Source organism: Brevibacillus sp. HD3.3A (genome assembly GCF_013284375.2).
Taxonomy (GTDB): Bacteria; Bacillota; Bacilli; order Brevibacillales; family Brevibacillaceae; genus Brevibacillus; species Brevibacillus parabrevis.
The window spans coordinates 5,600,591-5,625,486 of sequence record NZ_CP085874.1; the positions used below are offsets into that span (position 1 = coordinate 5,600,591).

General features: G+C 46.1%; 18 protein-coding genes. 1 reads left to right on the forward strand and 17 read right to left on the reverse strand.

What is annotated here, in order from left to right:
* Positions 1-202: 202 nt before the first annotated feature.
* From HP435_RS26225 to HP435_RS26250, 6 genes are all read right to left on the reverse strand, one after another.
* Positions 203-1,021 carry a GNAT family N-acetyltransferase gene (locus tag HP435_RS26225; RefSeq protein ID WP_229049984.1) on the reverse strand — a complete coding sequence of 273 codons (819 nt, stop codon included), beginning with the start codon at positions 1,019-1,021 and terminating at the stop codon, positions 203-205.
* A gap of 129 nt (positions 1,022-1,150) precedes the next feature.
* Positions 1,151-1,480 (reverse strand): hypothetical protein, encoded by a 330-nt coding sequence (locus tag HP435_RS26230; protein WP_173599017.1) that lies wholly within the window; start codon positions 1,478-1,480, stop codon positions 1,151-1,153.
* Between the two features lie 1,009 nt (positions 1,481-2,489).
* Positions 2,490-3,083, reverse strand: coding sequence for a hypothetical protein (locus tag HP435_RS26235; protein ID WP_173599018.1), 594 nt, complete (start codon positions 3,081-3,083; stop codon positions 2,490-2,492).
* A gap of 811 nt (positions 3,084-3,894) precedes the next feature.
* Complete coding sequence (locus HP435_RS26240) at positions 3,895-6,528, reverse strand: Ig-like domain-containing domain (protein WP_173599019.1); 2,634 nt, start codon at positions 6,526-6,528, stop codon at positions 3,895-3,897.
* Positions 6,529-6,646: 118 nt separating this feature from the next.
* Positions 6,647-9,841, reverse strand: a complete 3,195-nt coding sequence (locus HP435_RS26245; RefSeq protein WP_173596454.1) for an S-layer homology domain-containing protein — start codon at positions 9,839-9,841, stop codon at positions 6,647-6,649.
* A gap of 456 nt (positions 9,842-10,297) precedes the next feature.
* Complete coding sequence (locus tag HP435_RS26250) at positions 10,298-11,500, reverse strand: TolC family protein (protein WP_173599020.1); 1,203 nt, start codon at positions 11,498-11,500, stop codon at positions 10,298-10,300.
* 286 nt (positions 11,501-11,786) lie between these two features.
* On the opposite strand from HP435_RS26250, the gene HP435_RS26255 reads away from it, so the two are divergent.
* Complete coding sequence (locus HP435_RS26255; RefSeq protein ID WP_173599021.1) at positions 11,787-12,449, forward strand: YigZ family protein; 663 nt, start codon at positions 11,787-11,789, stop codon at positions 12,447-12,449.
* Positions 12,450-12,535: 86 nt separating this feature from the next.
* Here the strand turns inward: HP435_RS26255 and HP435_RS26260 are convergent, their stop codons facing one another.
* The 11 genes from HP435_RS26260 to HP435_RS26310 all read right to left on the reverse strand — a co-directional run bounded on the left by HP435_RS26260 (position 12,536) and on the right by HP435_RS26310 (position 24,842).
* Positions 12,536-17,032 (reverse strand): S-layer homology domain-containing protein, encoded by a 4,497-nt coding sequence (locus HP435_RS26260; RefSeq protein ID WP_122962613.1) that lies wholly within the window; start codon positions 17,030-17,032, stop codon positions 12,536-12,538.
* Between the two features lie 186 nt (positions 17,033-17,218).
* The gene (locus tag HP435_RS26265) at positions 17,219-18,319 is read right to left on the reverse strand and encodes a glycosyltransferase family 4 protein (RefSeq protein WP_063229025.1); all 1,101 of its coding nucleotides are present in this window, start codon (positions 18,317-18,319) and stop codon (positions 17,219-17,221) included.
* Between the two features lie 27 nt (positions 18,320-18,346).
* Positions 18,347-19,099, reverse strand: a complete 753-nt coding sequence (locus HP435_RS26270; RefSeq protein ID WP_122962612.1) for a WecB/TagA/CpsF family glycosyltransferase — start codon at positions 19,097-19,099, stop codon at positions 18,347-18,349.
* A 55-nt stretch (positions 19,100-19,154) separates the two neighbouring features.
* Positions 19,155-19,613 carry a 3-hydroxyacyl-ACP dehydratase FabZ gene (fabZ, locus tag HP435_RS26275; protein ID WP_063229023.1) on the reverse strand — a complete coding sequence of 153 codons (459 nt, stop codon included), beginning with the start codon at positions 19,611-19,613 and terminating at the stop codon, positions 19,155-19,157.
* Positions 19,614-19,777: 164 nt separating this feature from the next.
* Positions 19,778-20,299, reverse strand: a complete 522-nt coding sequence (locus tag HP435_RS26280; protein ID WP_063229043.1) for a CDP-alcohol phosphatidyltransferase family protein — start codon at positions 20,297-20,299, stop codon at positions 19,778-19,780.
* Positions 20,300-20,446: 147 nt separating this feature from the next.
* The gene (locus tag HP435_RS26285; RefSeq protein ID WP_122962611.1) at positions 20,447-20,701 is read right to left on the reverse strand and encodes a DNA-directed RNA polymerase subunit beta; all 255 of its coding nucleotides are present in this window, start codon (positions 20,699-20,701) and stop codon (positions 20,447-20,449) included.
* 24 nt (positions 20,702-20,725) lie between these two features.
* Complete coding sequence (locus HP435_RS26290) at positions 20,726-21,559, reverse strand: flagellar hook-basal body protein (RefSeq protein WP_122962610.1); 834 nt, start codon at positions 21,557-21,559, stop codon at positions 20,726-20,728.
* Positions 21,560-21,574: 15 nt separating this feature from the next.
* On the reverse strand, positions 21,575-22,546 hold the full coding sequence (locus tag HP435_RS26295) for a flagellar hook-basal body protein (RefSeq protein WP_173599022.1): 972 nt from the start codon (positions 22,544-22,546) through the stop codon (positions 21,575-21,577).
* Between the two features lie 6 nt (positions 22,547-22,552).
* Positions 22,553-23,569: a rod shape-determining protein gene (locus tag HP435_RS26300; protein WP_122962608.1), complete on the reverse strand. Its 1,017-nt coding sequence runs from the start codon at positions 23,567-23,569 to the stop codon at positions 22,553-22,555.
* A 77-nt stretch (positions 23,570-23,646) separates the two neighbouring features.
* Entirely contained in the window at positions 23,647-23,934 is a 288-nt protein-coding gene (gene spoIIID, locus HP435_RS26305; protein WP_005831806.1) for a sporulation transcriptional regulator SpoIIID, read from the reverse strand.
* Positions 23,935-24,116: 182 nt separating this feature from the next.
* Positions 24,117-24,842, reverse strand: a complete 726-nt coding sequence (locus HP435_RS26310) for a M23 family metallopeptidase (RefSeq protein WP_063229018.1) — start codon at positions 24,840-24,842, stop codon at positions 24,117-24,119.
* Positions 24,843-24,896 lie beyond the last annotated feature (54 nt).

The window sequence follows — 24,896 nt, forward strand, 5'->3', positions numbered from 1 at the left end:
CGGCTCGGCCACTAACTGCTGCACTCGCTTTTTACATAACAAAAAGCCCTGCATCTCCGATAGAGAGACAGAGCTAGATTTGGTGCTGCCACCGTTTTTGATTTTTACAACCTTCTTTAAACCATCCTGTTTTACTTCCACTTTCGTTCCTGATTTACATAACAGACGAAACAAACTTGAACATGTGATTGAAAAATCCAGCCTACAAAATGCTCTTCTTAAACGAAATGAGCTTCTTTCGCCGAATGATATAAGGAGTAAAATGCTTTCTGACCATCTGCAGCATCGCCGCATTGTCTTTTTCCACAACAAACATCGCGTATCGTATCTCCTGATTCTCCAATACTTTTTTCAAGCCTTCGACGAGAACCACGCCAGCTCGGCCCAGTCTGGTAAATTCCTCTCGAACAAACAGACTTTTAAAGAGAGCCATGTTGCTGGCTGCCCGCTTGACCATCAGCCAACCGATTATCTCTCCTTTGTATTGGAGAGCGACACTAAGTTGATGGTCAATGTCGTAGCCTTCCTGCCAAGGGGAGAATTTCTCCGGATACCACCGATTACACCCTTCTTGAATGGAAACCAGCTTTTCTTCAGTCAGTTCCGCCCAACTGAATGTACGAAAATGCAGGGGAGCACGTATCGTATTCATCCATTTGGCAGATTTCAATTCCTCCATGTCTGCGATATACACGGTAGATAAAACTTGCCCGCTATCCCAGCCATCCTCCGGCTGCAAAAACTCCCTGGCAGCATTCTCTGATTCCTGTACAACGATGTCGTAAGTGAGATAATGGTAGCTTTGCTCTTTAAGCTTGCCCTCCAGAAATTGCAGCAAAATTGTCTCAAGCCCGTACCCACTGTAACTTTTCTCTACCTCTAGAGCGATAATCGAAGCCTGAGACTGTTCACGCGATATTCGAACCACCATATACGCAATGGGTGTGGATGACTCCCGGACACCTATGCCAATGTGTTCACCTTGCGTTTGGCTTACCAGGTATACATGCTCCGGCCGCATCAATCTCCCGTACAGCTCCAAATCGTTTCTTATGTCGTCCAGGATAAATTTCATCCACGCCCTCCATTTCAAGCTGCCTCATTAAATCATAAGAAAGAGCCAGACTACTTCCAGTCTGGCCATTGGATTTTAAGGTATCAAAAAGCAATTAACGTCTACAGTGACATTTCCTACTTCTACATCTTGAGCATCTTTCAGTGTTGCTTTGAGATGACCAACTGAACCATTAGTCATCGATGCCTGAGGGTCAATGAGAGCACCTTCGCTGAAGTCAAACATCCCATCTACTTTGGTGAATGTGACACTGCCAACTTCTGTTCCGGATTGTTTTACTTTGAAGCTATCGGTTACAGGGTCATATTCATATTGTACAGCATTGGAGTTGTTTGTAACGGTGATGAGATTGCTAACATTTTTTCCAGTTCCTGAGCTGCTTGGATTATTGTTCGAGTCTCTCAATACAACCAAATCCGTGTTGTCAGACTTAACCGTATTAACTTCAACATGAAAAGAACCATTAACAATGTTTAAGCTCGAGCTATTCTTGACTATCCTTTCAGATCAAGGATTTCGTCAAGCCTACACCGTGCAAGCGACTTTCATCGCACACGGCGTACTATCAACGGTAAGGGTATGTACTGGTTTACAATGGGCAATTTAAATTGTTGCATAAAACTCGATGATTTTCAATAAAATTGCGACAATTCTACCAGTCAATTAAGCCCCTGAAAAACACAAATAGGACTGCAGCTATATCTCTACCCGCAATCCCTTTAGTTGGTTTTCAATTGTCATCGGTTTTGCGAAAAACATTACAATGCCCGTTGTAAGTTTTCCATCCTTCTTACCTTCTTATCCGCTGACTGGGTTCCTTCGCTCCGGCCAGTTTTCTCCTCCCCGCCTGTGTTACCACTACGGGTACAAACGGCAAGCCATCCACACTACTACGAACCCGCTGCCATCTTATCAGCCTCACTGGTGCTAACCCACCTCTTCTGATAAGACTTCAAACGTTCCACCTTGTCTATCCCTTGTTTTGCTGACCTTAGGTCTCCACTATACAATCCGAGAAAAACAGGTTTAACAGCCCAAATTGTTCCTGTCTCGTCTGCACGATCACACGTACAGCGACTGTTGCCAAACCCCTAGCGCTTGTTTTACCTAGCAACAGCTATCTCGTATTGGGTCACCATGGATTCGTCACCTGACCATAGCCAACTTTTAAGGAGCCCCGCCTTGCGCAGTTATCGCAAGTACGACTTCACCTGACTTCATAGGTATTAACGGGTTAGGTTAATTACCTTTGCAGGAGGATTAGGCACATGAGAGTTTTGGCTGTTTCTCATGGATTGGAATTGCACCAATCAATTGAATAAGGCAGTTAGAGTTGTTCTCGCCGTCAAACGAGAGCCAATCCACTTCTTTCACTCTCATTTGAGAGCTTATGAAGTAACGTTTCGTAATTTTTTTAAGGGGTTACTGCAAGTGTTTCTGCACTTTTTACTGCTTGACCAGTTAGCGTGCCTGTCAGTGCTACTGGAGTGACTTCAAAGCGAATTTTTTTGTTTAGCTCGCCAGGAGTCAATGTGTAAGCAATTGCTGTAGCACCTGGAATTACAACATCATCTGCGTACCATTTGAAGGTAGATACACCTTCAGGGTCAGCGTTGACATCATTGTATGTGTAGCCGCCTGTCAAAGTTTGACCAACTTGTGGGGTGCCTGTAATCTTTACATCAGTCACTGTAGGTGCATTATTTGGATTGACGATAACAGAGCTTGATGTACTATTCACAGGTGTTCCATTGCGAATTCCAGTCAATGCTACTGGTGTTACCTCAAATTGTATTGTTTTACCTAACTCACTTGAAGTTAAAACAATACTTTTCCCATCTGCACTGGGAATTGCTGCACCATCCGCATACCATTTGAAAATAGAAGTTCCCTCAGGATCATTGTTCGCATCAGAATATTCGTAATTTCCAAAGAGTGTCTTACCAACCTCTGTAATGCCTGAAACAAAGACGTTAGTCGCGACTGGTGGAACGTTTATTGGAGGCATCGTACCTCCGCCACCTGTACCAGTAACGCTATTCCTACCTAACCACTTTCAAAAATGTGGTTTTCGGCTAGGCCTACACCGTGCGGGCGACTTTCATCGCACACGGCGTTCCATCGATTACAAGAGAAACATGATGAAAAGGCAGACAGAGCAGAATGTAGAAACAACTCTTTGCTCTGTCTACACTGACTTAGGTGTTCTTACCACTTATAACCGACTGAGTTCCTTCGCTCCGGCTAGTTTTATCCTCCTCGCTTGTGTTACCACTACGAGTTCAACCGGCAAGCCATCAACACTACTACGAACCCGCCGCCATCCCATATGGCTCACTGATGCTACCTCATCTCCCCATATGAAACTTCAAGCGTTCCATCTCATCTATCCCTATTTTTAATGACCTTAGGCCCCCACTACATATTAGAAAGTTCAATCGGTTTAACAGCCCGAATTATTCCGATTGCCACTGCATTATTACAGATGCAGGGAACAGAGCCGAACTGCTAGCTTATTGACAGCCATGTTCTCCTTCTAATCTCTCGCCATGGGTTCGTCTCCTAGCCATAGTCATCTTTTATGGAACCCCGCCTCTTTCGAGTACGACTTCACCTGACTTCATCCCTTCAGCTATGGTAGAGCCTCACTGGATGCAGGAGGATTAGGTACATGATTACTGAGCTGTTAGCATGAATAGGAGTTTCACCTATCAAATTGATGAGATAGTTAGAAAAACCCCCTATATACACTTTTGTATTAGGGGGTTTTTTCCACTTCTTTCACTCTAGTATAAAGAGCTTATAAAGTAACGCTTCGATTACTTCGCAACAGTTACAGTTACATCGCCTTTTTGGCCGTTGGTGGCCAAATCTTTAACGTCCACTCCAGTAGATGGAGCTACAGTTTTAATGCTGAGGTCTTTTGAGAGATCCAGAACCACAGGAGTTCCAGGAACCGCTGCAGTTGCAGTAAAGCTAAATGTATCCGTTGCTGCGTTGGTACCAGTAATAGTGAACGTTACACCATTACCAACTGACATTCCTGGAGTGTAAGCTACAGGAGCACCGTAATTAGTTCCACCATCAGTAGATACTTCTACAGTAAGTGGAGCTCCAGCCCCATCTACAGTAGCAACTCTAACAACAAAGTTTGTATCCGTACCTCCGTTAAAGGTTCCACTAGTAGCACCAGTTCCTGAGCCAGATGGAGATACATTGCCGATGTTCGCTCCGGTAGCACCAGAAGTTTTGTTAATAGTAACATTAAGTTTTTTAGCAAAGCCGCTTACATTGTTGGCTTGCAATTCACCAGTTGCCAAAACCTTAGCTGTTGTACCTTCGTAGATAACAAACTCATCTCCAACTTGAGCATTGGTTACAGTTGCCAACGCTTCGTTGAAAGTAAGCTCAATTGTCTTGTTATCAAGAACACGAGCAGACTCCAACACAGGAGCAGCATTATCAATTACGTTCAATGTTTGTACGAATGGAGTGATTGTTACACCACTAGTATCTTGAACGCCAGCGATGCGGAGAACAGCAGCTGTATCACTAGTAGGGATAGAACCAGCTGGAAGTGTGATGTAGGCTTCTGTTTTGTCAGCCTTCAATGTAATTGTAGCATTGTTCAATGCCACACCATTCAAGGTGTAGTTGTTGCCGTCTGTGGCAGAACCAGCAACTGCGCCACCTTTAACTGCACGACCATATTGAATGGTAATTACACCCGTTGCAGCATTATAGCTAGCTGGAGTACCAGTCAATACGAAGTCACCAGCCGGTTGCGCACCAAAGTCAATCACTTTAGTGTAAGCAGCACTATCGTTACCAGTTTCAGCAGCATCTTTCACAAGACCTGCTTTGAATGTGAATGTGTACTGATTAAAGAATTTTGCAGGGGTAGCAGCAGCTTTCATGTTAAACACAAGTTTTTTGCCACCAGCAGTTACAGTTGCAGGGTCCAGGTAAGCAACAAAGGTGCTAGTTACATCTACGCCATCTTTGTCAATTACGGACAAATTAGCAGCGGCCAACGTATAGGTACCAGCCTTCAATGCCTCATTAAATTCTACAGTCAAAGAAGCGAGGTTTCCAGAAGCATCATTCAGGAAGCTAACTGCAGAAACTGAAGGTGCTGTAACATCTTTGTTCAGAGTAACAGGTTTAGTTGTAGTTGCAAGCTTGTTACCCAATGCATCCGCAACAGCATCAGTTACCAAGACAGTCAGGTTACGGCTAGTTTTAGATGCAGAGTAAAGTGTTTCAGTTGGAGCGATTGGAAGAACAAATTTTGTACCAGTAGTGTCACCTGGCAATGCACCAATTGCAGTTGTTTGAACGTCAGCAAGCAATTCATCTTTGAGCTTGATGTTAGTAATATTAACAGTGGTAGCATCCATCTTCTTGCTGAAAGTCAACAAGATCGCTTTATCGCCCAATGCTTCTACAGTAGAAACTGCAGGCAATGTAGCATCTACAGAAACTGTGAACGATTTAGTGTATGGATTTGGATTGGTGTTGTTATCAGCTGTATCCAACAAGCCGATAATTTCCAATGTGTGCGACTTAGTTGCGTCAAGAGTCAGCCCGCTAAATGTAGCTGTCTTGTTTCCATTGGTGTATTGAATGGAAGGGTTAGGAACTACAACTCCATCAATTTTGAAAGTTGCACCAACTTTTACAGGCTCAGAGAAGTTAACTGTTACTGTAGAAGCTGTAGAACCATTTGTTTTAGATACAACTTCAGTTACTGTTGGAGGTGTCTTGTCTTCTACTACTACAGTAGTTGTATAAAGTTCTGTTTTCTTAGTAGAATCGGACGCATCAGCAATTTGTTTCACAGTGACAGCAACAGAAGTTTTAGAAGTCAATGGTGTAATGTTCAATGTTGCAGTTTTACCGTCTTCAGAAAGATCAATGCTTGTAAGGTTAGCACCAGTCAACTGGTAGTTAGCTGGGTTTTTTGCACCAAATCCAGTTGCACTATCAGATACTGGTTTGCCAAATTTAACTTCGATTTGGCTTGCGTTAATAGCACTCACAGACTCAACTTTCAGATCTCCAGTTGGAGTCGTAGGATCTACATGTTTACCTGGCTCTTCAGTACCAGAAACAGTACCGTCGTTTTGTACTACACCGTAGGAATCAAGGAAATCGCTTTGTTTCAAAGGATCAGCCAGAGCTACTTTAGTGCCCAGGTCGATCATTTCTTTGATGGTAGCGCCTTGACCTTTGATGTTTACGAAAACGAGGTTTTGGAAACCTGCAGTTTTCAGCTCGTTTTTGTAAGCAGTGCGAGCATCTTTGGTCATGTTCAGCAAAGTGCTAGTAGAGTAGAACTTCTTAACATTTCCACCGATGTACAGACCTTGTTTTGGTGCGGCAAATGCGGAAGCAGCCATGCTAGCTACTACAGCGGTCGCGAGAACAGAAAGAACAACTTTTTTATTCACGTACTACCCCTCCGTATTTTTGATAGGAAGTTCTCTGTATATAGGGTATGTAGAGCATAGAGGGGATTAGCCCCCTCTATGCCCAGCAAAAATCCCTACATGATTGTTAGAGGTAATCTTATTCAGCTTCTTTGAAAGTTACTTTAGCTTTGTCAGATTTACCATCTTTGTTGAATACTACGATTTCGCTGGAAGTTACTTTCTCGTCAGTAGTGTACTCAAGTACTTTTACTTGATTGTCTTTTACTTCGAGAACGTATTCGCTAGCTGCAACTTTGTTGCCATTGATGTAGAATTCAACTTTGTCAACATCAGCGGATTTAACATCTTTGTTCAGGTCAGCAACTACTTGGTAACCGTTAACGCCACCACCGATGGAAACGAATTTGCCAGTTACTGTGGAAGGAAGAGCATCCCACTCAGGCGTACCTGTATCAATACCACCAATTCCTTGAGCCAAGAACTTCTTGATAGCATCTTCGTTGATGTCGTTCTTATCTGCCCAATCTTCGCTACCTACGATCAGGACATAGTCATAACGATCGCCATCGATGTCTTTGCTGTCCATCAGAACGATGTAGTCGCCTTCTTCTACACCATCTTCACCTGCCATGTCATCGTAAGTGTCGATGAATGCAGTGGAAGCTTTCGTGTACAGTTTTTGTACGCGATCTTTTCCATCTTCATCTTTGAATTCGTAAGTGATGGTGTTGCCATCTACTTTGTCAACGCGAGCAACTGTCATTTTCTCGATGTTTGCTTCGGACCATTGAGATTGTTTCAGCAATTTTACTGTTTTGTCGTCTTTGTTGCTGAGAGCTTTGTTGTTTACTACTTCAACAACATCCTCAACAATCACTTCATCATCGGAGTTCAGTTGGAACGCGATGAAATCGCCACGAACGATGCCTGCATCTTGCATATCTTCACGATCATCGTTGAGTTTGAACTCTTTGGAAACAACGTTGCCGCTGTCTTTGTCTTTAGTCAGCACTTTGACAGTATCTTGCTTGTTGGAAGTGTTGTAGTCTTGAACTACACCATAGATAGTGTCGCCTTCAAAACCTTCACCTTCTACTACGAAGATCGCTTCTACTTCATCTTTGTCTTCATCGATGGAGTAGTAAACTTTCAGGTCGCTTTCATCCGCAACGTCTTTGAACTTCGCGATACCAGCATTTTTCAGTTCAGCGCGTTTTCCGGAATCATCCAGTTTGCCAGTCATTTTGAAGATGGCAGTTTTGTCAGTTACTTCGTAGTCGCCGACAACGTCATCCTTCTCATCTGCAAGCTTATCCCAAGCAGTGCCGGAAGAAGCAATCAGTTTAGAGCCAGTGATTTTAACTTTGTCAACTTCACCCTTGGAATCGAAAGTTACTTCCAACAATACGATAGAATCGTCTTTGCTTGGTTGAAGGATTCCTTCGAGTTCGTCTGCATCTTTGTCATTCTTGTTATAGCTTTTGCCAAACTCATCATAGATGTCTTTTTTCTCCAAAGAAATAGCTTTGGATTTGCCTTTTTGAGTCATCACAGTGAAGTCATAAGTGTCTTTGGAAGAGTTGTAAACTACACCTTTTGTGATGATTGCTTTTTGTTTGCGATCGTCGATTGGATCTTTTGTTTCAACGTGACGAACGCGACCGGAAGCATCCAGGACCAATTTCACTGTTTCGCTATCCAGGTTGGTGATCAGATCCCAGTTGGAATCGTCGAGTTTCTTAACGTCTTTGTTACCGTTGTCGGAGTAAGTAGCTCCTTTGTAGATACGGTAAGTTTTGTCACCAACAGTCAGACGTACGTCTGTGCTGCTACGTGTAACAACTTTGTCAACTTTACCTTCTACTACTTGGCGGTTAGCGAATACCAACAGTTTGTCATCATCGCCATCCGCATAGTAAACGGAGTATACGTCTCCTTCTTTCAGGTCGCTCAATTTAGCTGGTTTGCCATCGAGGAATACCAAGAAGTCTTTACCTTCTTCTTTGTCATCCAGCTCGTTGTATTTACCAGTATCGAGGTTGGTGATTTTCTTTTTCTCAACATCGATTTTACCGATAACTTCAGAACCGTATTTCACTTTGGAATTCTGGTCCATTTGAGTGTCATCGATTACGTGCATGTAAGAAATTTCGTTGTTGTCATCCAATACAACTTTCACACCGAAAGAATCGTTAGCAGCGATGATGTCTTTCAGAGCATCAACTGGATCGTTGTAACGAGTGAAGTTGTAAGTGATTTTTGTGTTTTTGTTTACGCGGTAAGTTTTGCCACTAGCATCCAGTTCGATTTTCAGATCGGACAGGGAAGAAGTGCTCAGGTCTTTACCGTCGGAAATGGATTTGCCTTTCAGGATGAAGTCGCTCAGACGATCCAATACTACTTCTTCGTCTTCGGAACCTTCCATCCAAACGATTACGTTTTCACGGTCTTCTTTGATCCACACTTGTACGCGTTGACCATCGAAATCGTTAGGGTTGATGCCATCAGCTACTTTGTAAGTAGTGTTGCCCAGACCAGCATCTTTACCGTTCAAAGTAACTTCGTTAGCTTTCAATTTGCCCAGACCGATAGCTGGTACGTTAGTCACGAGTGGCAGATCTTCGGAATCACGATCTTTCTTGTGAGCCCACTCCATGTCAACAACGTTAACTTTCAGGTATTTCGTCAGGAGAGTTTTGTCAGTTACTTCGTAACGAATGTCCGTTCCGAATTCAACTTGCTCCATCAGGTCTACGCGAAGAGCGTTGTCGAGCATTTTGAAGATGTCGCCGCGAGTTGCTGCATTGTTAGGAGTAGTGATGCTCTTAGCAATGTTCAGCTCGGAAGCTTTGGAGATCATGTTGTTAGGCCATCCGCTGGAGTTAACAGCTGGACCATATCCCAGAGCGCGAACGATCATAGTTACTGCTTCAGCGTAAGTAACTTGGTTTTGTGGTTTGAAAGTTTTGTCCGGGAAACCTTTTACGATTTCTTCACCGGATGCTACGTTTACGAAACCAGCGAACCAGTCAGTAGAACGAACGTCTGTGTAAGTAGTGTTGAACTGTGCCAGTTTCGCACCTTGCTCCAGTCCGCGAGCGCGAACGATCAGAGTAGCGAACTCTGCACGAGTGATAGTTTTGTCTACACCGTATTCGCCGTTGCCATAACCTGCTACCAGGCCAAGAGCTTCCAAGCGCTTAACGGTTTTTTCCATAGCTGCATCCATTTTTGGAGCTGCTGTAGTAGTTGCATCTTCTGCTGCGAAAGCCATTGGAGCAACGGAAAGTGCGAGTGCACTAGCCAATACACTGTTAACGACCTTTTTCATAACCTTGTGTTCTCCTCCTCTAGTATAAACAAATTGTTCTTGGGGAATATTTGTTGTCAATCTATCTTTCTTTTTAAAGCCCGAATCCTGCAAGCGCGTGTCACCTCCTTTCGCAGGTCAGCTTCGCTTTTTTGCGTTAAAAATCTCTAGTATATTCAGTATTGTGTAAAATGCAACAATCACTAGTGTAACATAACTGCTAGTATTCGTGAATCTTTTTTACACAATTCCCCGTATTTCGTGTGACATCCTATTAAACGCCTGAGCTAATCAAAAGTTGCGGCGCCTTCGAAAAAAATTTAAAGATTTTTTCGTGGGTTCTTATTCACCTGTCAATTATGTACGAAGTGACATCCGCCACAATTCGTATTATAGGGTACGCAGGGCGGACTGTCACGACTGAACCTTTTTCCAATTCCATTCAAAACCTTACAAATCTTTCTTCCCTAACTCAACTTAGTTTCCAAGCGCTGTTTCAAAGTTCACAACCGCCAGATTGTAGTTGAGAATTGCCTTTTGGTACTGGTTCTCACGATCGGACAATTCTTCTTCTGCCTGAATCACTTCGAGCGTGGTTGCAAGTCCATTTTCAAAGCGCAGATTCGTCAAACGATAGCTTTCAGCAGCGGAATCCTTCGCTTTTTTCTGGAATTCAATAGCCTGCTTGGCTGCGTTCAGGTTCAGATAGGCTTGAGCAACTTCCTTGGAAATCGTGCGTTTTTGCTCTTCGATCGCCAATTTTGCCTTTTCCACGTTATTGCGAGCTTGTCGGCCTGGCAATGTGGAAAGCGCGGAATATTCCTCGATCAGCTTCACATTCAGCTCGGCAAGCTTCAGCTCTTCCTGAACTCTTGTCATTTCAATTCGTTTGGAGAGTGCTTGTTTTTGTGCTTCTTCCATTGTCAATGTAATCGGAGCTGTCTGTTTATTTGCAGCTACAATCTTCCACTTTTTCTGCAAATCGACACCAAGGAAATCATTCAAATCCATACGTGCTACTTCCACGCTGTTTGCGGCACTTGTCAAAGCTGCCTGTGCCCCAGACAAGCCCATTTCTGCCTGCAAAACATCTGTTTTTGCTTTGGTTCCGACATCAAAAGCAGCCTTGGCAACTTTCAGTTGAGTTTCGGCGCGGGACAGACTTTGTTTTTTCAAGTCGTAGTCATCCTGAGCAAAAATCATGTTGTAATAAGCTTGTTGCGCACCCAGCTTAATTTTGCTTTCTGTAGCTGTTACCGCAAGGGCATTCAGCTTCTTGTTCATTTCACCTTGGGCATTTCCGACGTGTTTCGCTTTAGCAAGCTCAAGCGATTCGATCATCTCGGCTGGCATATCTGCAGATGTTTTATAAGAAAGCGACTCGTTAATATCTGCATTTTTGGCATCCAGGCGAGCGTTGTTCAAAGTAACATTTGTTTGCAATGCTTGCTGTACTGCTTTTTCCAAAGTCAACTCTTCTTCGGCCGTTGCAGGTGCAGTTGTAGTTCCTGTTTCCGCCGCTACTTTGTCAGTGGAAGCCTGAGCAGCCACAGGTGCTTGTGTCGCCGCATCTGTTGCTGTATTCGCAGACGCTGTCAAAGCCCCTGCTCCCAGTGTCGTTGTGAGTACAGCTGCCAAACTGATGCTCATCCATTTTTTGCTTGAGTATGGAAAATTCACGTAATTCCACTCCTTTATTTTGTATTGATCATAAAATTTTTCATCACTTGAAATATTACAGTTTGTCCCAAGATCACTATATCACAGAGTAATGTTTCGTACACGAAAAATTAGTGTCGTACCAGCATTTTCATAAGGGATTATACGCACTCTACCATGTATAGATCATCCCTTTCTGATTTAGTCCTTCATTTCCACATAGATTACTACGATTATGTGTCAAAAACATTTCAGGATTCGCCAACATTATTTTGACATGATATCCTTTTCTTGAGGTGATTGTACGATGTTAACGGAATACAAAACTGTCGCTGGTTATGGAGAGAACTATATCGTCATCGAACGCTCCCGCTTCATCGGCTATGCGCAAAGGGTTACGACGGAAGAAGAAGCCGTTGCCTTTATCGCCATGATCAAAAAGAAACACTGGGATGCAACGCATAACTGCTCGGCTTTTGTCATCGGCGAAAACGATCAAATTCAACGTTCGAGCGATGACGGCGAACCGAGCGGTACCGCTGGCAAACCGATCCTGGAATGCATCAAGAAAAATGGCGTAAAGGACACGGCTGTGGTCGTCACTCGTTACTTCGGCGGAATCAAGCTGGGAGCTGGCGGATTGGTTCGGGCTTATACAGCAGGAACCGTCACTGCTTTGAAGGCCGCCAAAATCGTCATCCATACTTTGCACCAAACGATCTCTGTGAGCGTGGACTATACGTGGTGGGGAAAAGTCGAAAACGAACTGCGCGTTGGCGAGTATCGGGTGAGTGGTACTGACTTTACAGACAAAGTTACCGCGCATGTCCTCATACCTGAAGGTGAGCAAGATGCGTTTGTGGCTCGCTTTACCGATTTGACGAATGGACAGGCTCAAATTTCTTTGGGTGAAAAAGAGTATGTCGAGGTTCCTGTAGAAGCTGTGGGAGATGAGCAGGGAGAAGCCTGATTTTATTGAGGGAGATAACAAAGAAAAGCTGAAGGGGCAGACGCCGTCTTCAGCTTTTCTTCTATTATATATGCGTAAGTTTGGAACTACTGCTTAGGCAGTTTTTTGAGTTGGACCATCACACGAACAGTGATAACGGCCATCTCGGCACGAGTCAGGTTATTTGTAGGTTTGAAACTGTAAGTTGGCTTTTTCACATTGGCTTCATTCGGCTCGCCGTTCATCAACTTGGCTTTGTTCACAACGAGAACAGAAGGTGCTGCGTAGTAACCAATATCTTTTGCATCTGTAAACAATTTGTTCAGAGCAACTTTGGAAGCATCAAGCGTTCCTACTTTCAAGTTCAAAGCACGTGCAATCATGATAGCAGCCTCTTCGCGAGTCAGTGAGTCATCTGGTCGGAAGTAGCCTGGCTGCTTTCCACGAATAATACCTGCTCTCGCAGCAGTCTCGATGTACTTGTACTGATAATCCCATGTATCACGATTTGGACGTACATCCGAGAATGTCGGCTCAGATGGATCACGTTCATTGCTATCGCGATAAGGACCAGCATTGATTGGCAAAGCCAGAGCTTTTACAAGCATCGTTGCAAACTCACCACGAGTCATGTCCCGATTTGCTCCGAAGCTGCTGCCGCTGTATGCCGGCATGATTCCTTTTGCATACAGTGTTTCGATGGCATCTCGGGCAAAGTCATGGCTCACTACGTCATCATAGGACTCTCTAGTTTTCATGACCATGTAGAAACCAAATCCGGCAAATGGCACTTGTACTGTTTTGGAGCCAGTATTCACAACTCCACCGATGTTTTTCCATTCATTCCCGTTATGGTAGTAAATCGTGAGGATGTTGTTTGCTGCATTTACGATAGAAGAATCGTACTTAATCGTAAGCGTTCCTCTGCGGCTTGGAACCAAATTGTCTTGCCAACGGCTCTTGAAATCTTCCGCATCGCCTTCGTCATAATAAGGATCTCGACCGAATGGCGCTTCCGTATCCCCTGCGTCTACATAGTAGAGTGGGCTTGCGTAGTTGAAGTTGGATTCAAGTACGAGCCTATCTTCCATGTTGTCATCAGCAATGTTTACTTGGCCGGTAGTACGGTCGGCAATACCGAAGTACAGCGGGATATCAACGAAGATATCTCCATTCGGGTTCTTGACCTCTTGACCTGCTCGTCCATCATCTGGCGACAAGAGAACAGTACCTGCCGGGAACTTCAATTCAAACTGCTTTTCAAACACGCTGAATGCTACTTTCTTGCCTAACACATCGCGATACTCAGCACCGTTTACAGACGAGTTTGCGTTGTAAATCTTGATCTCGTCATTGTACGTACTGTCTCCCACCACTACGGAAAACTTCACCGTATTCAGACCCTTTTTCAGCGGGACAGTGGATGTAAATACATAGTATGTCTCTGGAATGGTTTTTCCTTGTTCATCATCGTAGTAGAAGTCAGGGTTTGTTGTATTCGTTACTTTCGCTTCTGTTTTGCCAAACAATACTTTGTTTGCATTCTCAGCGAAGACTTTTACAACAGCGCTGTTGCTGTTTACAATGATGTACTGGTCTGTTTCTTTTGCCTTGACTGGGGAAAGAACTTCCCAGCTGGAATATTTTTGCTCGATATTGATGTCGTAACGGATCACAGTACCGTTGTCATCTTCTGCGACGATCGTGTAAACTGTCGTTCCGCCTTTTTTCAGGGTCAGCGGGAAGAGTGCCAGTTTTTTTTCCTGTTCTTTTGCATCCGTCACCGCATCCTGAACTTCCTCAACCAAATCCCCGTACTTCTTCGAGCTCATCTTCCCTTCGAACTTGGAGCGAGACAAAGAGTCGATATTGTGGTCATCGAACAGATCTCTCAAATCATTGTTCAGGGCTGCTTCCAAGCGAGTATTCACATACTCCTGGTTCGTTGCATCCTGATCCCAGTCTCCGCTCTTGTAACGGAAGTCGTTGATGCGTTTACCGTTTTTCTCGATGTAAACATGCGTAGCGTCGTTAACGGTAAAGCTCAAGTTGCTCAAGAAGTTTGCTCCCGTACGGTAAGACGGATCAGCAGCTTTCTTCGTCAATTCTTCTGTATCACCGTTGGAGATAATCTCCAGCTTCACATCCTCAATAGATGGTGTCTTGGATGTGTTATAAGAAACATTGTAAGTAAACACGGTTTTAGGATCGTCCGTCAAAGTGATTTTCAAGACGTTGTTCCCTTTTTTGTAAGGCAATTGATCTTTAAGGATCGAAAACGTTCCCTTATTCGTATTCACGTCAGAAATAGTAACGGGAGTGCCATTCAGAGTGGCTTCAATATTCGCGGATTTCAACACATAATTGTATACTTTTCCATCCAAGTTCCGGATATCATTTTCACTTTTCACTTGATATCCATCTTCAAAGCTTCGAACTTGTCCAGATGCGTCAACATAAGTCAGTTGTGCATACGGTGTAATTCGAATATCAAGTGTATAGGCCGTTGACGTCGGTGTACCTCCCGTATAGTCAATGGTCAACTTCCCAATACCTTGTGGAAGCTTTTTCAAGGTAAGTGTAAATTGATTAGAACCTGTTGTAATCACATAGTCTTCGCTCGCTGTTAATGTTTGATTGTTATACTTGATTGTAATGTTGCCAGTAATATTTTGCGTCTCTACCTTCAATTCCAAAGGCGAGGACACAATGGTGTTTGCTGCTGTTTGGGACAGGACTTGACCATTCGCCAGGTTTGTTACTCGTTCAAAGCTTGGTTTTGTGCTGTCCAGATATTTAAACTCATACTCGTAGTTTGCAATCCCGATATAGCCCGACGGGGATGTAACCGAACCGCTGGAGTCTTTGGACAAATACTGATAGCTCAGTGCAACTTTATAAGTTTTCCCGTCCTGGAATGCTCCTGCTGGTACATTAAGGTTAATCGCATATTCTGTAAATCCGCTTTGTGGATTGCCGATAGGAGTGAACGTTACTCCTTCAGCTGTTTTGTATTCTGTTTTATTTGTTCCTTCGTAAATCGTCACCTTAAATTCCTGGAACAACTGCTGTCCTGCAATGTCCACGTACTTCAACAATGCCGAACCATTCAAGTTCATCGCAGTAGATGTAGAAGCTCCTTTAAGCACCGCCTGCTGATTTGGCTGCAATGCCACTCCACCCAAGCTTACCTTGTAAAATTGATCGGAGCTTCCTGCTGAAGTAGTCGTGACGAGCAATTTCCGCACAAACGTTCCTACTTCTTTGTTTTGGTTAAACACGCGAATTTCCAGTGTGTTTTCACCAATCTGCGATGGGATGCTCAGTCCAAATGAACCTGTTCGGTTGACCTGAGTCTTTACTACGTCTCCTGTGCGAACGTTTTTCACTTCAACGGTATCAGCATTGAGCGCTTTCCCGTCCATGTTCAGGTTCAGACGATTTAAAGATGGTACCGTGATATAAGTTGGGTTGCTTGTAACATTCGGATCGTTCAGCACCGTATCGTTAACTCTCAAGTCACTCACGAGCGGTGTATTGTTGTATTGCACGAAAAATTGATAGTGCTCTTTCGTAACATTGCCTACTTTTTCGTAAAAAGAAATCTGATTCAGCCCTGGCTTCAGGCCGATATTGCTGAATGTAAATGTACTGCCGCTAACAGATGGTGCTGTATTGCTCAAATCTTGAATGGTCTGCCCATTGTTGGTTAAAATTTTCAAGCGCAGGCTGCTGCCTGTCACACCGCTTCCAAACGTACCTACGATATTAATCGTAGAATCACCGTAAACAACCGGATTGTAGGCGGTTGTTCCGCCAGAGAAGTTCGTGATCGTGATCGGACTGTTCAGCGAGTTGTACTCGTAATAAATAACATCTCGCTCGCCTGTATTGGAAGCAAACAGTTGAACTGCGTTTAGACCAGGGGACAAATCAAAATCTGGCAGTGTTCCTGCGCCCCCATATACAGTTCGAACTGTAGTGCCGTTTACTTGTACTTCAACAGCCTGTGTTTTATCAACGGTCGCTGCAACCCCGTATGTGTATTTCAGACCAGATACGGTTCGGTTCGTTACTTTTAATGGATCACTAGCATACTTACCTTGACCAGAACTGTTATCAATCTTCAGGGGCCCTGTTCCAGATGCAGCTGGATTGGGGGCATACTGGATGTAAAACTCAGCTGTATCATTCGTTGGATCTGTCGTTACTTTAGGTCTAACTGTAACCCTTGTAACTGCTCCACTGCTGTTTAGATTAAAATCTGGCAAGGTGATGATGTCGTTAGCAAACACTGTATTATTGATGAGCGGAACCCCATCTACCGTGATGTCAACACCTTGCCCATTTTTGGAGGTATCCTTATAGGCCAGTTGGATTCCATATACCAGTTTTGAAATCGTCTTGAAAGGCGCAGCATATGTTTGCCCATTACCACTGCCTGATGCGCTATATGCTGCCGGCACAACAACACCCGTCGTCGTATTCCAATTAGAACCCAGTGCCGCAGACGCAGGCAATGCCGGCAACACTCCCGTAACAACAAGCATCATCGTCAAGCACATTACCAGCCAGCGACGAAATTGTTGAATTGGCTTATTCATTTTTTCACCTCTCCATTTTATTCATAATCTAATATTTGTCCCATTCTCTGTTGAAGTTGAGATGGGCTCGGACCTTCCCCTTTCCTTTATCGGCTAATTTCCTCCCTCAGTTAAGTGCTTCCCCCTAAAAATTGGCGAAAAAAGACCACTGCATAAACCATGCAGTGGTTCCGTTTAACTCATATCCTAATTCGTCCGTCTCTCCTGCTCCGTCTGCTTGATCTTCAACCGTCTGTACGCATTGATCAGCGGACGGTGGCGGCGGCTGACGAGGCCGACGATTTCCGTTCCCAGGTGGATGGCAATCAGGAGTACGACCATGACGATGATGGTCGTCCACTTCGTCGTCTTGGTGAGTAGGATCGCCATCGTACCGAAGAAGATGCTGATCGAGTAGATGGTGAGCACGGTTGAGCGGTGGGACAGGCCCATGTTCAACAAACAGTGATGCAAGTGTCCTTTGTCCGGACTGGAAATCGGCTTTTTGTTGACGATTCGGCGCACGATAGCGAAGAACGTGTCCCAAAGCGGAACGCCGAGCACGACGATCGGGATGATGAAGGAAACGAAGAGCGCTTCCTTAAAGCCCATAATCGACAGCGCGGCCAGGTTAAAACCGAGGAATAGCGAGCCGGTGTCGCCCATGAACAGGCGGGCCGGGTGAAAGTTGAAGTAAAGAAATCCAAGAATAGCTCCGAGAAGCACGAAACAGTAGGCAGAAACTTTGTAATCGCCCATCAGAAGAGCCATGACGCCCATCGTCGCTGCTGCAATTGCCGATACGCCGGCAGACAGACCGTCCAGGCCGTCAATCAGATTGACCGCATTTGTCACACCGACGATCCAGAACATGGTGATCGGAACAGCCAGCCAGAAAAGCCAGCCACTGCTAAAGTCGATACTGCCCGAGTAGGGCAGGTTGACGACTCCGATCTTGAGACCGAACGGAATGACGACGATTGCGGTTGCCACCAGTTGACCGAGCAGCTTCCATTTTGGCGAGAGCTGGTACTTGTCGTCCAGCATGCCTACGGTCATGACGATCGTGCTTCCAATGAATATTCCAAGCATTTCCGACATGCTGGAGTAGGGCACGAACAAGAAAAAGGCGACGAGATAACCCAGGTAAATAGCAAGTCCACCCATGCGCGGCATGATTCGCGTATGTACCTTGCGCTGGTTGGGAGCATCTACTGCCCCGACCTTTTCAGCCAATTTCTTTACATACGGTGTTGCAATAAACGATATGATCAGCGAAGTCAGAAATCCGAGGATTAATGTAGACATCGACTGTTCTCCTCTCTACGGATGCATCTAGGAACGGCTACTCCATTTTTCTTTTAGTACGGTCAAAACAAACCGGGGAATAGCCAGCTGACGCTTCCAGCGAGAAGGCTGCGAAGCTAGTCGGTAAAACCATTCCAAATGCAATTTTTGCCAAATTTCTGGCGCTCGTTTTACTTTTCCGGAGATGACATCAAAGCTGCCGCCTACCCCCATCATCATCGAGGCATTCAGCCGATCGCGATATTTTACCATCCACTCGTCCTGTCGTGGCGCGCCGAGCGCAACAAACAGCAACTCCGGCTTGGCTTCTGCGATCTCCTGTACAATCTTTTCCTCGTCCTCTGCCCGGAAAAATCCGTCCCGATACCCAACGAGGCGTGCGTTCGGGTAGCGAGCAGCCAGCTTTTCCGCAGCCAGACTGATGACATCCGGCTTGGCTCCCAGCAGGTAGACGCCCCACTGGTGCTTGTTCGCTTCCGTCATCAATGCTTCCAGCAGCTCCACGCCCGTAACGCGCTCACGAATGGGTTGATTCGTCCATTTTGCAGCGTAGACGATCCCGATTCCATCCGGAACGACATAGGCTTGTTCCACAATCGACTGAAACGCGCGATTTTCCCGCGCCAACATGACGATCTCGGGATTGGCGGTTACGACATGGGTCTTTTGGCCGTTTTCAATACGCTCTGCGATATATGTGACTGTCTCGTGGAAGCCACGAGTTGAAAATGGCACACCTAATATGGTTGCGACCTGTTTGGCCAATGTTTTCACCTTCATTATATAAGTTGCCCACTAGCCATTTTACCCGAAAAGAAAAGCACATTCAAGATGATCATGAATGTGCTTTATTTCCTGCAGTCAGCGCAAACATCAATTCGCCTTCTGCGACTACTTTCCCATTAACGATCGCTTTCCCGTATCCTTTGCCTACCGTACCGCGCACGCGTGTAAGCTCAACGTCGAGTGTCAGCGTGTCGCCAGGCTTCACCTGATCTTTGAAACGGAACCCGTCAATCCCGGCAAAAAGTCCGATTTTGCCTTGATGTTCTTCCATGCTGAGCATCGCTACAGCCCCAACTTGCGCCAGTGCTTCCACAATCAGGACGCCAGGCATGACTGGATAACCAGGGAAATGTCCTTGGAAAAACGGCTCGTTGACAGTGACGTTTTTGATTCCGACTGCCCGTTTTCCTTGCTCCAGCTCTTCAATCTTGTCCACCAGCAAAAAAGGATAGCGATGAGGAATGATTTCCTGAATTTGCATGATATCAAGCGGTGCTTTGATTTCCATATGTAATCGCTCCATTTCCATACTTATCTAGACTTGTCCGTGCATGAAGACCAGTTGGCAAACTGAGAATAAACATAACTCCCGCCTCCGACATGTCGGCACAGCGGGGTTAAAATAACAAGGGCACTTCCTCCCCAAACGGGAAGTGCTCTTTTATCCATCCCTTACGTGCGGTTTAACAGACGAAACTTCCCCAAGTAGATCGCGCTCGTAATGAACGAGAACGCGATTACCGTCCACAAAATCGCTTCGCTGTATGGGAATCGGTACATAGCAAGCGGGATGACCACATACAAAAGAACCGTTGTCAACTTGCCAAACGCGTTTGCCGGCACCGTTTTTTTGCCCCGGAAGTGATAAACAGCTCCTGTAATAATCATAGCCAAATCACGCAAAAAGAAAAACAGGGCGGCCCAAACGCTGATCCGCTCTGTCAAAAACAATGAGGCGATCACCGCCAACATCATTAACTTGTCTGCCAGAGGATCCAACATCATACCGATTGTGGTTACAAGCTTATGTTTCCGCGCGATGTACCCATCTGCAATGTCCGTGACTCCCGCCAAAATCAGGATAGCCAGAGCGATTTCAACGTGGTACGGAATCCCGGAAAAAAAGACATACAGGTACAAAGGGATGAGCACGATGCGAAAGATCGTAAGCAAATTAGGAAGATTCACGGACATCCCTCCGTAGTAAGAATCGTCGCTTCCTTTTTCAACCACTCGATCTATTATACTCTGTGGACAAACTGTGCAACAAGTCCCTCTAAAAAACAGGCAGCCCCAACCATCAGGTTCGGGCTTGTCCACCTTGCTTTTTCTCTTGGATGCTTACGTGTTTGCAAACAGCAAGTCCCACATGTGTTTGTACGTGCCAAGATCAAATACTTCCGCTGTCGGCTTGTGTCCCACAACTCCGTACCCGATTGTCAAACCGATGACGAGAGAGAAAAACAACAGGATCGGGACCAGCACAATTTTGGCAATCGTCACTCGCCAGTTTCTGCCGCTCCGTTCCCGCTCTCTCGGCTTCGTCCTAACCTCTTCGGTATCACGCGGGAACCTTCTGCCCTTCCCTTGTTCCATGCTCCTCTCCTCCGTCATCACTGATTATCTGCTGCGCAACGAGTTGGCAATGCCCATCATTTGGTCGCTGATGCCAATCGCCCGTGAGTTCAACTGATAGGCACGCTGAATGTTCACCAGTTGCGACATCTCTTCTGTCATCGTTACATTGGAGCCTTCGAGCGCTCCTTGACGCAACGTGGCAATTCCTTCATCAATCGCGTTAGCATACTTGGTCGCAGGATTTTCTCCGGAAGCAAGCTCTGCGTCGAACAAGTTTTGCCCCACCTGTTTCAGTTGATCGGGATTGTCCACTTTCCAGATGCCGATGTTGCCATAGGCGACTCCGTTTGCTGTCAGCGCGCCCTCTGGCGTAATCTCGATATTTTGCACTGGCTCAGGCAACACGATGTTTACTCCGTTGTTGTCCGTGAGAATGTGTCCCGACGGCGTGTGCAGCACGTAGCCGCCTTCGTCATCGTCAAACTGCACCTTGAAGGAGCCATCTCGTGTCAGCCGGCTTTCTTCCTGGATAACCGCACCGTTCGCATCTTTGATTTTATGCGTGACCAAAAAATAACCTTGCCCTTCAATGGCTACGTCTGTCGGCACATCTGTCATCTTGACGTTGCCTTGTCCGAGATCCAGCTTCGACAAGCCGAGACGTGCACCACTGCCAACACGCAAGCCTACTGGCGTATTGCGGTTTTGATTATCCGCTGCCGGCTGCTCGGTCATCGAATCGGAGAGAAGCTCGGAAAACGATGCCACCCTGCGCTTGTATCCGTTTGTATCGATATTCGCCAGATTGTTGGCCGTATTGTCCAACGCCTGTTGAATACCGCGCATGGCCGATGTGGAAATATTAAGCGACTGCATCCTTCCTACCCCCTATTATCCGTTCACTCGTCCGATTTCATTAGCAGCCTTGTCCAGCGTACCGTCAATCGTCGTAATGACTCGCTGGTTTGCCTCGTATGCACGCAGTACGCTCATCATGCTTGTCATAGTTTGAGCCGGGTCAACATTGGACCGCTCTCTCCATCCTTGCTGCGTACCGTATCTGCCTGCAACAGTCGGCGTATCGTACTCTCCGGCAGCCAATGCAGCCTGGTCTTCCGCTTCCGCGATGTCGATCGCTTTTACCTCTGCGTCTCCTTCATAGCGGAAAATGTTCGTTCCCTCACGAACCAGCTTCTGAGGGTCTGTCACGACGCTCAGGCCGAGCCTCTGGTGGTTGGCCAACACCTGGTAGTCCTTGCTGACCGAATCCCGGTACAACAGCTCGCCAGCCTGATTGATCTTCAAGTCCTGCCCAACATTGACCCCTGTAAGCGGATCATTGTTCAGCCGAATCGCCTGATTTTGATTGTCGAGAACGTAATATCCGTCTGGCGTCACCAGGTACCCTTCCGCATTGACGCTCCAGTTTCCGTTCCGCGTGTAGCGAATATCTTCTTCCTGGGCTGGCTGGGTCAAATCTTCAATCCGTGCCACGCTGTAAAACAGACGGCGCTCATTTCCGTCCTGATCAGGCTGGAGGTTGTCCAAAAGCGCCACATCGTACGGATTGCGCGTCTCTTCAATATCTCCTTGCGTAAAGGCAGGGATCGCTTCCGACATGTACACCCCTGAGTTCAGCCGTCCGATGATCGCAGGCTGGCCAGGCATGGTCGGAACGCCCGGGAAATCAGGTCCTTCGGAATCGCGCATGCGCGAAAGGAGCTGCTCCGGGAAAGCGCGCATGACACCAACATCCTGTTTGTATCCAGGCGTGTTGATGTTAGCCAGGTTGTTCGCCAGCGAATCTTGCCTGTTTTGCAAGGCAAGCATGCCAGATGCAGACGTATACAAGCCTCTGATCACGTAATCTTACCCCCTGAATAATCGCTTATTCGAGTGAGCCGGCACCTTGTCCAGATAGTCCAGCATCATTCCGGTTCCTTTGGCTACACACATCATCGGCTCGTCCGCTACCAGCACAGGAACCTTCAGCTCCTCTGCCAAAATCTCGTCGATGCCATGCAAAAGTGCGCCGCCGCCAGTCAGGAAAACACCCTTATCAATTATATCGGCAGAAAGCTCGGGAGGTGTTCGTTCCAAAACAGATTTCGAGGCTTGTACAATCGCACTCACCGACTCGGCCAGGGCTTCTTGGACTTCGCCGGATTGAATGGTAATGGTTTGCGGCAATCCGCTTACCATGTCCCGACCACGAATGTCCATTTCGTCCTGGCGCCCGCCGGATACGGTTCCGATTTGAACCTTGATATCTTCAGCTGTACGCTCTCCGATCAGCAGTTTGTATTTATTTTTTATGTACCGCATAATAGCCACATCGAATGTGTCCCCAGCTATTTTGATGGAGGAAGACGTGACAATATCGCCCATCGACAGCACCGCTACATCGGTCGTACCCCCACCGATATCCACTACCATATTGCCGGACGGCTGAAAAATGTCCATACCTGCCCCAACTGCGGCAACTTTCGGTTCTTCTTCGATAAACACCTGTCTTGCGCCTCCACTGCGCTCGGCTGCTTCGCGAATCGCCTTTTGCTCTACCGAGGTAATGTTGGTTGGGCAGCAAATCAGGATGCGTGGACGTGCAAACATGCTTTTTCCACCGATTTTGTTCAAAAAGTGCTTCAGCATCGCTTCTGTAATCTCAAAATCGGCAATAACACCTTCGCGCAAAGGTCGGATCGCCACGATATTTCCTGGGGTTCGGCCCACCATGCGATGCGCTTCGTGCCCCACGGCCAATACTTTTCTAGAATTGCTATCTATTGCCACGACAGATGGTTCGTCTAGGACAACACCCTTGCCTTTTACATACACCAAGACATTGGCCGTCCCCAAGTCGATTCCGATATCTTTGCCAAACATGAAAGGTCCTCCCTGTTACCAGTTACATTTCTACCTAATATCATAGGCTCTTCTACGTGAGAGGACAAGGAAATTCTTTATTGCACGCTCTCCTCCTGTTCAACTCGGACTTTTTTACTACGCCGCTTGTATTTGATTTTAGTCGCTTCGCCTCCCCGCAGATGTCTGATAGCTTTGTGATATTCCAAAATTTCCTTAACTTGGTTAGCCAACTCCGGATTTATTTCAGGCAGCCTTTCCGTCAAGTCCTTGTGCACTGTACTTTTGGAAACTCCGAACTCTTTGGCGATCATCCGAACCGTATTTCGCGTCTCTACAATATATCGGCCAATCTTGATGGTCCGCTCTTTGATGTAGTCGTGCACATTACTCGCCTCCTTGTATCTACATTGTCTGATACAATATATGGGTGGGCAGGGACACATATTCTACGTTTCCAAGCCTGACAAGCCAGCACGGCCGCATCTTTTTTCAACAGTTTGTACCAACAGCAAAAAAACACCCGCAAATCGCTTGATTTTACGGGTGTTTTCCATCATTTCGCTGATTATTGATTTTTCGCTTCCGCTTGAATCAAATATTGTTGTGGATTCACTGGCTTGTCGTCGACACGTACTTCGAAGTGGAGATGCACTCCGAAATCTTTCTCGAACTCGTTGCGGCCTGCTGAACCGATCACTTGGCCCTGGGTCACTTCATCACCTGGTTTGACTGTCGTGTTTTCCAGGCTTTGATAGACCGTCACCATTTTGTCAGCGTGCTCCACTTCAACGGTTTTGCCGACGAGCGGATCGTTTTCCACCTTCACGACTTTTCCGGCGAGGGCAGCCACGACATCAAAGCTCTTGCCATCAGTTGCTTTCAAATCAATTCCGGTGTGCGGGTAAAAAGAGTTGCTGTACTTGACCAGCGCCTTTTGCTGCTCGTCTTTGGACGCTTGTTCGTCGTAGTAGCTCATTCCCATTTCATACTGGACATTTTTTCCTACAGGCCATGCCAACGGTTGAACGCCACTTGTCACAGGTACCGCTTCATCGTTTTGCTTCGGTGTCTCAGGAGTCGCTGGAGTTGTCACTGCCACGTTATCCCCGACATTTGCCACTTTGGATACCGTGTCCATGACGCTGCCCTGATACCACATCACAAAAGCGAGAATGATTGCTGCGGTTCCGATGTAGATTGCGGGGAACGCCCACTTCTTACCCAAAACTTTTTTCCAGGAGCTTGCCTTCTTGAATGGAATCGGTTGATTTTGATTCTTTTGATCTTCCATTTTATTCATCACCTCATCCCTCAGTATCGCCAGAATTTTGGCGTATAAACCTGA